This is a genomic window from Enterobacter sp. DC1 (assembly GCF_000568075.1).
Taxonomy (GTDB): domain Bacteria; phylum Pseudomonadota; class Gammaproteobacteria; order Enterobacterales; family Enterobacteriaceae; genus Enterobacter; species Enterobacter asburiae.
The window spans coordinates 272,178-286,168 of record NZ_AZUA01000002.1 but is presented as its reverse complement, the minus strand read 5'-3'; the positions used below and the strand labels follow the sequence as shown (position 1 = coordinate 286,168).

At 56.4% G+C, this 13,991-nt stretch carries 10 protein-coding genes and 1 tRNA gene; 6 read left to right on the top strand and 5 right to left on the bottom strand.

Annotated elements, in window-relative coordinates; all coding sequences use genetic code 11:
* The first annotated feature begins 152 nt into the window (after positions 1-152).
* A complete protein-coding gene (pagP, locus tag P346_RS14335; RefSeq protein WP_032658748.1) occupies positions 153-728 on the top strand; it encodes a lipid IV(A) palmitoyltransferase PagP in 576 nt (191 codons plus the stop codon).
* Here pagP and P346_RS14340 read toward each other — a convergent pair.
* Genes P346_RS14340 through P346_RS14350 form a run of 3 tightly spaced genes read right to left on the bottom strand, consistent with a single transcriptional unit; the run spans position 725 to position 5,834 of the window.
* On the bottom strand, positions 725-1,690 hold the full coding sequence (locus P346_RS14340) for an acyltransferase (protein ID WP_032658744.1): 966 nt from the start codon (positions 1,688-1,690) through the stop codon (positions 725-727). The two genes, pagP and P346_RS14340, sit on opposite strands and share 4 nt — an antisense overlap.
* The gene (locus P346_RS14345; protein ID WP_032658741.1) at positions 1,687-4,749 is read right to left on the bottom strand and encodes an efflux RND transporter permease subunit; all 3,063 of its coding nucleotides are present in this window, start codon (positions 4,747-4,749) and stop codon (positions 1,687-1,689) included. Before P346_RS14345 ends, P346_RS14340 begins: the two co-directional genes overlap by 4 nt.
* Positions 4,749-5,834: an efflux RND transporter periplasmic adaptor subunit gene (locus tag P346_RS14350; RefSeq protein WP_050597622.1), complete on the bottom strand. Its 1,086-nt coding sequence runs from the start codon at positions 5,832-5,834 to the stop codon at positions 4,749-4,751. The genes P346_RS14345 and P346_RS14350 overlap by 1 nt, the downstream gene beginning before the upstream one ends.
* Before the next feature lie 395 nt (positions 5,835-6,229).
* Between P346_RS14350 and P346_RS14355 the strand changes: the two genes are divergently transcribed.
* The 3 genes from P346_RS14355 to ldtA all read left to right on the top strand — a co-directional run bounded on the left by P346_RS14355 (position 6,230) and on the right by ldtA (position 10,361).
* A complete protein-coding gene (locus P346_RS14355; protein WP_032658736.1) occupies positions 6,230-6,661 on the top strand; it encodes a universal stress protein in 432 nt (143 codons plus the stop codon).
* Between the two features lie 48 nt (positions 6,662-6,709).
* Positions 6,710-9,403 carry a cation-transporting P-type ATPase gene (locus P346_RS14360; protein ID WP_032658733.1) on the top strand — a complete coding sequence of 898 codons (2,694 nt, stop codon included), beginning with the start codon at positions 6,710-6,712 and terminating at the stop codon, positions 9,401-9,403.
* Between the two features lie 61 nt (positions 9,404-9,464).
* The gene (gene ldtA / locus P346_RS14365; protein ID WP_032658730.1) at positions 9,465-10,361 is read left to right on the top strand and encodes a L,D-transpeptidase; all 897 of its coding nucleotides are present in this window, start codon (positions 9,465-9,467) and stop codon (positions 10,359-10,361) included.
* Between the two features lie 145 nt (positions 10,362-10,506).
* Here the strand turns inward: ldtA and P346_RS14370 are convergent.
* Positions 10,507-10,582 (bottom strand) — tRNA-Asn (locus tag P346_RS14370).
* A gap of 320 nt (positions 10,583-10,902) precedes the next feature.
* Here P346_RS14370 and nac point away from each other — a divergent pair.
* Together nac and cbl are read left to right on the top strand one after the other, a co-directional pair.
* The gene (gene nac, locus P346_RS14375) at positions 10,903-11,820 is read left to right on the top strand and encodes a nitrogen assimilation transcriptional regulator NAC (RefSeq protein WP_008499475.1); all 918 of its coding nucleotides are present in this window, start codon (positions 10,903-10,905) and stop codon (positions 11,818-11,820) included.
* Positions 11,821-11,916: 96 nt separating this feature from the next.
* Complete coding sequence (gene cbl, locus P346_RS14380; RefSeq protein WP_023336219.1) at positions 11,917-12,867, top strand: HTH-type transcriptional regulator Cbl; 951 nt, start codon at positions 11,917-11,919, stop codon at positions 12,865-12,867.
* Positions 12,868-12,936: 69 nt separating this feature from the next.
* Here cbl and P346_RS14385 read toward each other — a convergent pair whose 3' ends face one another.
* Entirely contained in the window at positions 12,937-13,866 is a 930-nt protein-coding gene (locus P346_RS14385) for a LysR family transcriptional regulator (RefSeq protein WP_032658728.1), read from the bottom strand.
* Positions 13,867-13,991 lie beyond the last annotated feature (125 nt).

Genomic DNA, 13,991 nt, shown 5'->3' with positions numbered 1-13,991 from the left:
CTGAGAAAACGTTTTTATCTTTCCGGAAGGCGCTGAATAAATAAATTTCATCTTTCCCTGCCTCGAGATAAATCAGTCTGCTTGGCTCCGGTTAGTGCTGAATGGATTACAGTTATAGTTACTGCTGCGTGAGTTAATCTGAGGGAATAACGATGCAACGCACCTTTTCGGCATTCTGGATGGTCCTGTTTTTATTCGTCGCACCGCTTAACGCGGAGCCCAACGTCTACGGTGAGCAACGCATCAGCGGCTGGTGGAATGCGCTGACCGATGATATTTCCCTGACCTGGGAAGAGCCTCAGCGTTACGACCTGTACCTGCCGTTCCTGAGCTGGCACGCTCGCTTTATGTACGACAAAGAAAAAACGGACAATTACAATGAAATGCCGTGGGGCGGCGGGCTGGGCGTTTCCCGTTATAACGAAGAGGGGAACTGGAGCGCGCTGTTTGCGATGATGTTCAAGGACTCGCACAACGAATGGCAGCCCGCGATGGGCTATGGCTGGGAGAAGGGCTGGTATCTGGATAATGCCAAAGATTTCCGTCTTGGGCTCGGCGCCGCAGCGGGCATCACGGCGCGAGATGATTTTGCAAACTATGTCCCGCTACCGTTCATCTTCCCACTGTTTTCGGCCGGGTATAAGCGCGTTACCGTCCAGTTCACCTATATTCCCGGGACGTATAACAACGGCAACGTGCTCTTTGCCTGGCTGCGCTTAGGCTTTTAAAGGGTGATCACCTTTTTTGCCACGGCGTTAGACAATACCAGCATGGAGAACAGAACAGAGGTAATGAAAGTGAGCACAATCAGCGCCAGCTTCATACCGAGAGAGGTGACCGGTATCAGCGCCGTCAGCAGATGAAACACCGAGTAGTGCACAATGTACACGCCGGTCATCGTTTTGCTGATGGCGGCCAGTATGGACTCCTTAAATTCAGCATTGCGGCGAAAGCGCACGCCGTTCGCCGCAATCACCAGGGCAATAATCAGGATGTAGATCTGCGAGCCGGTGAGAATAAAGGCGTTTCTGTCGGCCTTGAACAGCGCGAAGAAGAAGTGGCGCTCGTAAAACCAGGTGAAAAGGTAGATAAACGGGATAGCGACAACCGCTGCCCGGACCACATTTTTGCGGCTAATCCACTCGGCGACTTTCGGGTCGCAGAAGAGTTGCCCCGTCAGATAAAACAGCAGCCACGTCCACAGCCGATACTGCGGTGAAAGTGAAAGGGCGTGCGCTTCAGGATAAAGCGCCGATAGCAGATCGTATCCATAGGAAAAGAGCAGCAGGGCGGCAATCGCGCCGCAGAACAGCGCTCGCCGCTGGCTGAGCCACTCCACCGCCGGGTGGAAGGTGTAAATCACCACAAACGCAAAAACGAACCAGGGCTGGATTAAATACCCGCGCTGATAGGGCTCCCACAGGTAGTAGATCGTTATCCAGAACAGAAAAACAATCACCAGACTTTTAATTTTACCCAGCTGCCAGCGGGTGCCGTGCCGGGATTGTCCGTCGAGATAGCCCGCAACGACAAAAAACAGCGGCGTGGCAATCGTCGATATAAAGGTTAAAAACCCCAGGATCCAGTGATAGTCGTAATCATAATGATCCCAGGTGTTATAGATGGTAAAGAAGGTCACCGCCGTCATACAGCCCAGCGTCTTGATAATGTTCAGCCCTGTCGCATTCATTGTTGTTTGGCTTCGTCCTTACGATGGAAACACGCATAGATAACGGGGAGTACCAGCAGCGTCAGGATTGTAGCAAACCCCAGTCCAAACATAATCACAACGGCCATGCTCTGGAAGAAAACGTCCAGCAGCAGCGGAGCCAGGCCAAGTACGGTCGTAAACGCGGTGAGCAGGATGGGGCGCAGGCGCGAGGTGGCGGCGTACACGATCGCGCCGTGCTGATCCTTTTGCGTTTTCTGCTGTTCGATCTCTTCCACCAGCACGATGCCGTTGCGGATGAGCATGCCGCTCAGGCTCAGCAGACCAATCAGCGCCATAAAGCCAAAGGGAATGCCGGTAAGTAAAAATCCCGGCGTCACGCCAATCAGCGCCAGCGGCACGGTCAGCCAGATGGCGACCGCATTTTTTACCGAGCTGAACATCAGAACCGTAATGACAAACATCACCAGATACCCGAGAGGTAGCGTTGTGAAAAGCCCCTGCTGCGCTTCGCTGGAGTTTTCCGCGTCGCCCCCCCACTCGATGCTGTAGCCGTGTGGCAGGCTAAGGGCATCAATCTGCGGCTTCACGCGGGCGAGAATGTCCCCGGAGGTTTGCTGGCTCAGCGGATCGGGATCGGTCTGCACCGTCAGCACCCGCGAGCGGTCGCGTCGAAGGATCAGCGGATCTTCCCACTCCAGCGTGAAGCGGCTGACGACGTTGCTCAGCGGGATATACTGCTGCCGCGTCTGGCTCCACACCAGCACGTTGTTCAGGTGATTGGCGTCCAGCCTTTCGCTCTCAGGCGGGCGCACCACCACGGGCAGCAGGTCACTGCCTTCCCGATACAGCCCCGCCCGGCTGCCGGAGAAATTCATCTCCAGCGCGTTATCAACGTCCTGCTTATCTACGCCAAGCTCGCGGCCCAGTGCGGCAACGTACTGTGGGCGGATCACCTTGCTGCGGTTTTGCCAGTCGTTCCTGACGCCGCCCGTGGCAGGATCGCGGGTGAGAATGTCGTCCACCTGGCTGGCTATCAGACGCAGCCTGTCAGGGTCCGGGCCTTTAATGCGCACCTCAATGGCGCTGTCGCCGGAGGGGCCAAACATCACGCGTTTGGTGCTGGCGTTTACCTGGGGATAGTTTCGCGCGATGTACTCGTCCACGTGGCGCGTCAGGGCAGAGATGTTGCGCTGGTCATCCATTCTAACCATGATCTGCGCATAGTTGCCGTACTGCCGCTGTCCGCTGTAGGTCAGAATAAAGCGCATACTTCCCTGACCAATGGTTGAGACGGTGGTCTCCACGCCTGGCTGGCCATTGATCGTTTTTTCAATATCGCCGGTCATTTTCTCGGTCCATTTAATATCGGTACCGTAGGGTAACCACAGGTCGACAAAGAAAATCGGCGTATTAGACGACGGGAAAAAATTTTGCCGCACGGCGCCGAAGCCCCAGACAGACGCTGCCAGCAGCGCAGCCATCACAATGAGCGTCGGTGCCTTATGGTGCAGCAGCGTGTTAAGCAGGCTCTGGTAAAGGCGGTAGAGACGTTTGTCATAAGGGTCTGACTCGTCGGTTTTATCGGGCGCGCTGTCGTTTTTAAACAACCACCACTTAATCAGCACCGGGGTGAGGGTGAGTGCCGAGAACCAGCTCAGCATCAGGGAAATCAGCAGCACCTGGAAAAGGGATTTACAGTATTCCCCGGTGGAATCCTGCGACAGCCCGATCGGAGCAAACGCCAGGATGGCAATCACCGTCGCCCCCAGCAGCGGCAGGGCGGAGCGGCGGATGATGTAGTTCACGGCGGTCAGCAGCGGGGAGCCCTGCTGTCGGGCAATCAACACCCCTTCGACAATCACGATGGCGTTATCGACCAGCATGCTGAGGGCGATAATCAGCGCCCCGAGCGAGATGCGCTGCAGCTCAATGCCCCACAGATACATAATCAGCAGCGTGCCCAGCACGTTGAGCGCGAGGGAGAACGCGATAATGATCCCGCTGCGCACGCCCATAAAGATCAGCAGCACGCCGATGACAATCGCCAGCGCCATCAGGAAGTTAATAATAAAACCGTTAACAGAGTGGCCCACTTCGGCTGCCTGATCGTAAAACAGGTCTATCTGTATGCCTGCCGGTTTTTCCGCCGACATCTGGTTGAGCTTCGCCTCCAGCGCGTGGCCCACATCGATCACGTTCACGCCGGGAATAAAAGAGACGCCCATAGTGACGGCTTTTTTGCCGTTGGCATGGTACATACTGGCCGGCGATTCGTTCAGCCCGCGCGACAGCGTGGCGATATCCCGCAGGCGCGTCGCCGCCCCGGTGCCGGAAGGCGTGATGATGATATCCGCCAGTTCATCAAGATTCTCGAACTCACCGGTCGGATGCAGGCGAATGGATTCGGTTCCGGAGGTGATTTCTCCGGCGCTGGAAACGACGTTAAGTCTGCTGAGCAGGGCCGAAAGCTGGTTCAGCGTAATGCCGCGCGCGGCCATTTTGGTCAGGGAGACATCGATATTGACCTGTTGGCTAATGGCCCCGCCGATGGCGACCTTCGCAACGCCGGGGACCAGAATCAACGCGCGGCGCAGCTGCTCCGCATATCTCACCAGTTCAGGATTAGTGAATTCATCTCCGGAAATGGCGAAGAAGAAGCCGAACACGTCGCCGAAATCGTCATTTACAAAGGGCGTGACGACGCCGGGCGGGAACTGACGTGAGGCATCGCCCACGCGGCGGCGCAGTTCATCCCAAATCTGCGGTAGCTCGTTCGAGTGATAGCGTGAAGCGATGTTAACGGTGATTTGCGACAGACCGTTTGAAGAGATGGAGCTCACGTTGTCCAGATAAGGCAGCTGCTGAAGGGCATTCTCCAGCGGAAGCGTCACCTCCTCTTCAACCTGCTGAGCGGATGCGCCGGGGTAGTGGGTGACTACCACTGCGGTTTTGATGGTAAAGGCGGGATCTTCCAGCCTGCCGATATTTAACAGGGCAAAAATCCCCCCGATGCCCAGCAGCAGGATCGTTAGCCAGACGCGAACAGGGTTATTGATAAATTGACGAGAGATATCCATTACAGTCCCCGTTCACGCGTCCAGATTCGCACCGGCTGGTTAGCATGGAGCTCCCCAACGCCCGCGGCCACGACGCGTTCGCCCGCCTTAAGCCCGCTGGTAATCACCACGCCTTCGGTGCTTACTTGCCCCACGCTGACCTTGCGGTCTTCAAGATGGAGCGCGTCGCCTTCGCCCGTTACGACCCAGACGTGCGGCTCATTGCGCGGGCTGTTGTCCGGGTTAAAGACGGCCTCAACCGGTACGACCAGCGCCTGAGCGCCCGCGCCAGCCGGGAGGTTGGTTAAATTGATGGTCACCGTACCGCTTACGCCACCGACGGCGGGAAAATCATCTGGCCGCGGCATGGTCAGTATCACCTGCCAGGTCAGGGTATTGCTGTCGCTGCTGCCCGAGTGCTCTTTGTAGACGGCGGTAAATTCCCGATCCGGCATGGCGTTAATTCTCACCACGGGGCGATACTGCGCGTTGCGGATATCAAAGGTCTTAAACAGGTTTTCAGGAATACTAAACACCACGTCCAGCAGGTCGGTGCGGGTTAACGTCACGATGGGCTGACCGGCAGATACCACCTGATGGTTTCGTACATGTACGCTGGCTGCCGTCCCGCTGAAGGGGGCGACGAGCGTCATCTGATTCAGCTCTTCCCGGGCAATCTGCAGCGCCGCATTCGCCGAATCGCGGTTCGCACGCTGCACGTCCATTTCCGCTTTCGATATCGCCTGGCGGCCCGCCAGCGTCTGGAAGCGGTCGAACTGCCTCTGGGCCAGCGTCGCCGCCGTTTGTCTGTCGTTAACCCGCTGCTGGGCTTCACGGGCGTTCAGCCTGGCAAGCTGTTGCCCCTGTTTGATGACGGCACCCTGACGCACATCGAGCGCGTCAATTTGACCTGCGCGCTTGAAGGAAAGGTCTGTGGCATCGCCCGATTCAATGCGGGCGGGAAAAACGCGCTGCTGGGCGTGACCGGGAACCGTCACCTCCGCCACTTTTACCATTCTGGGAAGGGGGGAGGCTTGCTTCGGTTTCGGGTCGCACGCCGTGAGCGTTAATAAAACGAACGGTAAAAGAGAGAGGTAGCGGTTCACTGTATTCCCCTAATAAATAACTGTTTTATTTATTCCATCACCTGGACAGGGGTGACACTATTCTGCCAGAACAGTGACGACCATATAGGTAAATAAACCAATCGCCGTGCTGGCGATAATGGCAAGCGCAATAAACATACCCAGACGGATCAGGCTTAAACCATACATACATTCCTCCATGAGCCGGAAGCGGTCGCTGACTATGAGCATAGTCGGCGAAAAGATAAATGTTAAATAGCCATTATCAGTGGGGAAGCGCTAAACCTGATATTCCTGTGCTACGTTTAATATTATTCATCTCTTTTTACCGTAGCTGGCATTAAGGGCAACCCCCTGCATTTAATGCGTTTTTTGCTTCATTCACTCTCGTGTTGGTTATAAAAAGGATGCTCGATATGTATAAAAACATTCTCGTTCCGGTGGATGTCTACGAGACAAGCCTGGCGGATAAAGCGTTGCAGCATGCACAGTTTCTGGCGCAAAGCGCTTCGGGTGACATTCATTTGCTGCACGTTATGCCCAAATTTTCAGCCGAGCTGACGCGTGGTTTTATTTCAGATGCGCGCAAAATGGATGAATATATGATTAATAATTCGAAAGAAAAGCTGTCTGACCTGGTCAAAAAAGTGAATCTGCCAGAAGAGCGTGTTCATCTCCACGTTCGCAGCGGGAATGTCCGTGATGAGGTTATTAAGCTGGCGGATGAACTGGCTGCTGGCGCGATTATTGTCGGCTCGCGAAATCCAAATATTCAAACCCATTTGTTAGGATCGGAGGCGGCAAGTATTGTGCGTTACGCCCATGTTCCTGTTTTCGTTATTCGTTAATTACAGAAGAAGTAAGGTGATTTCTGAATAGAACCTGAGGAAGGAACGATGAAAACAGGAAAACCTGAACGTCCATATTATCAACAAACCGTTGACGAAACCCTGTCGAATATCCACTCCACCCTGGAAGGCCTTAGCGGCACAGAGGCCTCAGCCCGACTTCAGCAGCATGGTGAGAATGCGTTACCGCAAAAAAAGGGCAAACCCGCCTGGCTGCGCTTCCTGGCGCATTTTAACGATGTGTTGATTTACGTTCTGCTGGTAGCCGCGTTGCTTAAGCTCTTTATGGGCCACTGGGTAGACATGTTTGTGATCCTTGGGGTTGCCATCATTAACGCGCTGATTGGCCATATCCAGGAGAGCAATGCGGAAAAATCATTGCAGAGTATTCGCAATATGCTCTCCAGCGAAGCCGTGGTGGTACGACAGGGGAATCATGAAACGATCCCCACCACGGCGCTGGTCCCGGGAGATATCGTGGTGATCCGCGCCGGGGATCGTATCCCTGCGGACCTGCGCGTGATTGAAGCGCATAACCTGCGCGTGGAGGAGGCCATCCTGACCGGCGAATCCACCGTTGTTGAGAAAAACAGCGATGCGTTAAGCGGGGAACTGCCTTTAGGTGACCGGTATAATCTGCTCTACTCAGGCACTACAGTCAGCTCCGGCGGCGGTAAAGGCGTGGTGGTGGCAACCGGGGGCGAGACCGAGCTGGGCCACATCAATCAGATGATGTCCGACATTGAAAAACACCGCACGCCGCTGATGGTGCAGATGGATAAGCTCGGCAAGACCATCTTCATCACTATCCTGGTGATGATGGTGGCGCTGTTTGTCTTTAGCCTCCTGTTCCGGGATATGCCGGTTTCTGAACTGGTGCTGTCGCTTATCAGCCTCGCCGTTGCCGCCGTGCCGGAAGGCCTGCCGGCCATCATTTCCATCATCCTTTCGCTTGGCGTACAGGCCATGGCGCGTCGCAAGGCCATCATTCGCAAGCTGCCTACGGTGGAAACGCTGGGTGCGATGACGGTCATCTGCTCGGATAAAACCGGCACCCTGACGATGAATGAAATGACGGTCAAAGCGGTAATTACCGCTGACACGACCTATCGCGTGGAGGGCGACAGCTACGAACCGGTGGGGAATATTCACCCCGTAGATGACCCGACGCCCGTCAGCGTGACGCAGGGTTCCCTGCTGGAACGCTACCTGCGCACCATTGATCTCTGCAATGATAGCCAGCTGATCAAAGACGAGCAGGGGCTGTGGAAAATCACCGGAGGCCCAACCGAGGGCGCGCTGAAGGTGCTGGCGGCGAAAATCCCGCTCCCGCCGCTCGATACCGAAATGCGCAGCAAAATCCCGTTTGATTCGCAGTATAAATACATGTCCACCCTGTACCGGCTGGGCGAAGAAGAGGCGATTTTAATCACCGGCGCGCCGGACGTCCTGTTCCGCCTCTGCCAGTACCAGCAGACGACTGACGGACTGCAGCCGTTCGATCAGCCTTACTGGGAAGGGAAGATTGAAGAGTATGCCCGGGAAGGATTGCGCATGGTGGCCGCGGCCTGGAAACCTGCCCGCGAGGGGCAACGCGAGCTGGATCACCCGGACCTGCAGGATGGCGTGATCCTGCTGGGTATTGCAGGGATGATGGACCCGCCGCGTCCGGAGGCCATTACCGCCATTGCCGACTGTCTGCAGGCCGGGATCCGCGTGAAAATGATCACCGGCGACCACCCGCAAACGGCAATGAGCATTGGGCAAATGTTGGGGATTGGTAACGCTGCAAGCGCTATCACCGGACGCGAGCTGGAGGCGATGGACGATCGTCAGCTAAGCGACGCCGCGCAGCAGTACGATATTTTCGCCCGAACCAGCCCGGAGGATAAATTCCGCCTTGTGCAGGCCCTGCAAAGTAAACAGGAAGTCGTGGGCATGACCGGGGATGGCGTAAATGATGCCCCAGCCCTCAAGCGGGCGGATGTGGGTATCGCCATGGGCATTAAGGGGACGGAAGTCACCAAGGAAGCCGCCGACATGGTGTTAACGGATGACAACTTTGCCACCATTGCCAGCGCGGTGCACGAGGGGCGTCGGGTTTACGATAACCTGAAAAAGACCATTCTGTTCGTTATCCCCAGCAACATCGCGCAGGCTCTGCTGATCATCATTGCGCTGCTGGCGGGGAACCTGATCCCGCTGACGCCGGTCCTGATCCTGTGGATGAACATGGCGACGTCGGCAACGCTGTCGTTTGGCCTGGCGTTTGAAGCGGGTGAGAAGGACATCATGAACCGGCCACCGCGAAAGGCGAATCTCCATGTGATGGACGGCTATGCCATCTGGCGCGTGGTGTTTGTCGGTCTGATGATTGCCATCAGCGCCTTCGTGCTGGAAGCCTGGCTACAGCCGCGCGGCTATTCGGCGGAATTTATCCGCACCGTGCTGCTGCAAACCCTGGTGACCGCGCAGTGGTTCTACATGCTCAACTGCCGCGTTAATGACGGCTTCTCGCTGAGCAAAGGCCTGCTGGCGAACAAGGGGATTTGGATCGTGAGCGGCGTACTGCTGGCGCTACAGCTTCTTATCATTTACGCACCCTTCATGCAGATGCTGTTTGGCACCGAAGCGCTGCCGTTCCGCTACTGGGTCATCACCTTCCTGATTGGTTTTGTGATGTTCCTTATTGTCGAGGCGGAGAAAGTGCTGACGCGCAGGTGGCGCAAAACCGAGGCGTGATAGCGTAAACTGAGAAAGCCTGCCTGAGCCCGGGCTTTCTCTTTTTTGAGCGCAGAAAACTATGATTAGACTGACCTGGTTCGTCCTTACGCTGTGTGCCGCTGTACCCGGTGCGTTTGCCGTAACCTATACGCTCCCGCCGGAAGGCAGCCGTCTGGTGGGAACCCCGATTATCATCACCGTCCCCGAAGGCAATACGCTGCCTCTGGAAGCCTTTGCCGCGCAGCACGGGCAGGGGCTGAGCAACCTGCTGGAAGCAAACCCCGGCGTGGATCCTTTCTTGCCCAAACCCGGCACCCGGCTGGTTATACCCCAGCAGCTGATTTTGCCTGACACCGTCCGCGAGGGCATTATCGTTAACGCGGCAGAAATGCGCCTCTACTACTACCCGCCAGGCGGTAACGCCGTTGAAGTGCTGCCCATCGGCATCGGTCAGGCCGGGCGTGAAACTCCGCGTAACTGGGTGACGGCCGTTGAGCGTAAGCAGGAAGGGCCAACCTGGTCTCCGACGCCGAATACGCGGCGTGCCTATGCGGCAGAAGGGAAAACGCTTCCGGCATTCGTGCCCGCCGGGCCGGATAACCCGATGGGCCTGTATGCGATTTATATTGGCAGGCTGTATGCCATTCACGGCACAAACTCGAATTTCGGCATCGGACTGCGGGTGAGCCAGGGCTGTATTCGTCTGCGTAATAACGACATCAAGTATCTTTTCGATAATGTTCCCGTAGGTACCCGCGTGCAGCTTATCGACAGGCCGGTTAAAGTTACCACCGAGCCGGACGGCAGCCGCTGGGTGGAGGTTCACGAGCCATTATCGCGTAACCGCGCGGAATTTGAGTCAACCCGGAAAGTGCCTTTGCCTATTTCAGCCGCGCAGCGAACGCAGCTGATAAACGAGGGCGCGGGCGCTGAGCTGGAGCGGCGGTCGGGGATGCCGGTTAAGATCGGCATGTGAGGTGATTTTCGCCGGGTGGCGGCTTCGCCTTACCCGGCCTACGATTCGAGGTTTTTGTAGGTCGGGTAAGGCGCAGCCGCCACCCGACAATTTTTCCAGATGCAGAAAAGCAAAAAGCCTGCTTTAAAAGCAGGCTTTTCAAATTTGGCTCCTCTGACTGGACTCGAACCAGTGACATACGGATTAACAGTCCGCCGTTCTACCGACTGAACTACAGAGGAATCGTGTGAACGGGGCGCATATTATCGACCTGCGTTCGCCTTGTCAAAGGGTGGATCAACGCCTTTTGATTGTTTGCTGACAAAATCGGCAAAGTGATGTTTTTGGCAGCGGAATGCACCGTCTTGGTGCGGGTATACCCCTAATGGGGCAGATCATAAACTGCTGTTTCGGTAATAAAACCCCCCTCTGTAATTAGGTTTCCTTATTTTCAGGCGCTTAGCGAACAATTTAGACCGCCTGGTAAAAGTGGCATTCATATTGCAAAACCTGTTCAACAACGACAGCCGGTTCCGGCACAGCATTTCGAACAGGGGGCAAAATGAACTTAAGACGACTGAAATACTTCGTAAAAATCGTCGATATCGGCAGCCTGACTCAAGCGGCAGAAGTGCTGCATATCGCGCAGCCCGCGCTGAGCCAGCAGGTGGCTACTCTGGAAGGCGAGATGGATCAGCAGCTGTTGATCCGCACCAAACGCGGCGTCACGCCAACGGAAGCAGGCAAGATCCTGTATACCCATGCGCGCACCATCCTTCGCCAGTGTGAACAGGCGCAGCTGGCGGTGAATAACGTGGGCCAGACCCTGAGCGGGCACGTTTCTATCGGCCTGGCGCCGGGAACGGCCGCGTCCTCTATTACCATGCCGCTGCTGCAGGCCGTTCGCGCCGAGCTGCCTGAGGTGCTGGTGTACCTGCACGAAAACAGCGGTTCCGTGCTGAATGACAAACTGCTCAACGGCCAGCTGGATATGGCGGTCCTTTACGATCGCTCCCCGGTCGCCGGCATCACCAGCCAGCCGCTGCTGAAAGAAGATCTCTACCTCGTGGGGACCCGCGACTGTCCGGGCCAGAGCGTAGACCTTACCGCCGTGGCAGAGATGAACCTTTATCTGCCGCGCGACTACAGCGCCGTGCGCGTGCGCGTGGACGAAGCGTTCTCCCTGCGCCGTCTGACGGCCAAAATCATCGGTGAAATTGACTCAATTTCCACGCTCACCGCGGCCATTGCCAGCGGAATGGGTGTGACGGTTCTGCCGGAATCCGCAGCACGCTCGCTGTGCAGCGCGGCGAACGGCTGGATGGCGCGCATCACCACGCCTTCGATGAGCCTGCCGCTGTCGCTGAATATGTCTGCACGCGGTTCGCTGTCGCCGCAGGCGCAGGCGGTAAAAGAGATTTTGATGTCGCTGGTCAGCAAGCCGTCGCTTGAGAACCGTGAACTCCAGCTTGTGAGCTGATATTCCATAAAAGCATAAGATGCTGGTTTTTATTATTTGTTCTGCAGCGCGGCTGACTCTAACAATAGAGCTATGTCAGATGCGCCGGAGTGAATCGTGAATTTCCAGCAACTTAAAATTATCCGTGAGGCGGCCAGGCGGGACTACAACCTGACCGAGGTCGCCAACATGCTTTATACCTCTCAGTCCGGCGTCAGCCGCCATATCCGCGAGCTGGAAGAGGAGCTGGGCATAGAGATCTTTATCCGTCGCGGCAAGCGGCTGCTCGGCATGACGGAGCCGGGTAAGGCTTTGCTCACCATCGCTGAGCGGATCCTCAACGAGGCGAGCAACGTGCGTCGTCTGGCGGATCTCTTTACCAATGACGCCTCGGGCGTACTCACCATCGCCACCACCCACACCCAGGCGCGCTACAGCCTACCGCCGGTGATTAAAGCGTTCCGCGAACTTTTCCCCGACGTCCGTCTGGAGCTCATCCAGGGCACGCCGCAGGAAATTGAAGTGCTGCTGCAAAACGGTGGGGCCGATATCGGCATTGCCAGCGAACGCCTGAGCAACGACCCGCTGCTGGTGGCGTTCCCCTGGTTCCGCTGGTACCACAGCTTATTACTCCCGGTCGATCATCCGCTGAATCAGGTTTCCCCTCTGACGCTGGAAGACGTTGCGAAATGGCCGCTGATCACATACCGCCAGGGGATCACCGGACGTTCACGCATTGATGAAGCCTTCAACCGCAAAGGGCTAACGCCGGACGTGGTGCTAAGCGCGCAGGACTCCGATGTGATCAAAACCTACGTTGAGCTGGGTCTCGGCATTGGCCTGGTGGCGGAACAGTCCAGCGGAGAACGCGAGGACGGGAACCTGGTGCGTCTTGATACGCGTCATCTGTTTGACGCCAATACCGTATGGCTTGGCCTGAAGCGTGGGCAGCTGCAGCGCAACTACGTGTGGCGCTTTATCGAACTCTGCAACGCCGGGCTGTCGGTGGATGAGATTAAACGCCAGGTGATGGAACCGGAAGAAGTGGCGATTGATTATCAGATTTAGGCGCTGGTTTGCCCGGTAGCGCAGTGCTTGCCGGGCTTGGCGACTGAATAAATGCCCAGATAAACGTGCTCATGACGGCAACTTATTGGTGGACGTGGGGACATGCTGCTGCATCAATTCAACGATCCACTCAATAAAAACGCGCAGTCTGGCGTTGACATGGCGGTTCGGCGGAAATGCCAGGTACAGGGGCATTGGGTGAATACGCCAATCTTCAAATAGCGGAATCAAGGAGCCACAAGCCTGATGTGCTGCCGCCATATAGACGGGTAGCGCAATCACGCCTAATCCCGCCAGCCCAGCTTCGAGGTAGGCGTTGCCATCATCCACTGCAAGCACATAGCTGGCCCTGATTTCAATATGTTCACTCTCACCGTGCAGTACCAGCGGATCAATCTTACCGGTGCGTGAGGACAAGAATCCCACTATGCGATGGTCCGTGTTTTCCAGCTCTCGCGGGTGCGCAGGGGCGCCGAGGCGTTCCACATAGCTCGGTGCGACGTAAACACCGATTTGCAAATCACCGACATGGCGTGCGATCAGGGACTGGTCACTGATTTCGCCGCCCCGCAGGACGCAATCCACGTTGTCGCCGATCAGATCCACCACCCGGTCACTCACGCCCATGTCGAACTGGATATCAGGGTAGCGCGCGTGAAAAGCCGGTAGCGCGGGCACCAGCACCAGGCGGGCAAGCGGAGTGGGCACGTCCACCCGCAGCCGTCCTCTGGGCGTCATCGCCGAACTGGACAGGCTGTTTTCAGCATCTTCCATGTCCTCCAGCAGGCGGATGACGCGCTCGTAGTAGACCGCGCCATCAGGAGTCACACCGAGCCTGCGGGTGGTGCGATGGAGCAGCTTAACGCGCAGGCGCGCTTCCAGCTGCTGAATAAGCTGCGTCACCGTGGTTTTGCTCATATGAAGCGTTTGGGCAGCCCTGGTGAAACTGCCTGCCTCCACCACGCGAGCAAAGGCGCGCATCGCATCGAAACGATCCATCCCTTGTCCTCTTTTTTCACCAATTGTTTGGATATTACAAACAATGATGGACAAAGTCGCTTGTTTATCCGCCCGATCTTGCGCCTGTAAAGTGTCTTTATGTTCACTGGGCAGATTTCGCCCCA

Bases quoted from the DNA above. Each gene is read 5' to 3' on its own strand.
- pagP (WP_032658748.1), top strand. From the start codon at position 153: ATGCAACGCACCTTTTCGGCATTCTGGATGGTCCTGTTTTTATTCGTC.
- P346_RS14340 (WP_032658744.1), bottom strand. From the start codon at position 1,690: ATGAATGCGACAGGGCTGAACATTATCAAGACGCTGGGCTGTATGACG.
- P346_RS14345 (WP_032658741.1), bottom strand. From the start codon at position 4,749: ATGGATATCTCTCGTCAATTTATCAATAACCCTGTTCGCGTCTGGCTA.
- P346_RS14355 (WP_032658736.1), top strand. From the start codon at position 6,230: ATGTATAAAAACATTCTCGTTCCGGTGGATGTCTACGAGACAAGCCTG.
- P346_RS14360 (WP_032658733.1), top strand. From the start codon at position 6,710: ATGAAAACAGGAAAACCTGAACGTCCATATTATCAACAAACCGTTGAC.
- ldtA (WP_032658730.1), top strand. From the start codon at position 9,465: ATGATTAGACTGACCTGGTTCGTCCTTACGCTGTGTGCCGCTGTACCC.
- nac (WP_008499475.1), top strand. From the start codon at position 10,903: ATGAACTTAAGACGACTGAAATACTTCGTAAAAATCGTCGATATCGGC.
- P346_RS14385 (WP_032658728.1), bottom strand. From the start codon at position 13,866: ATGGATCGTTTCGATGCGATGCGCGCCTTTGCTCGCGTGGTGGAGGCA.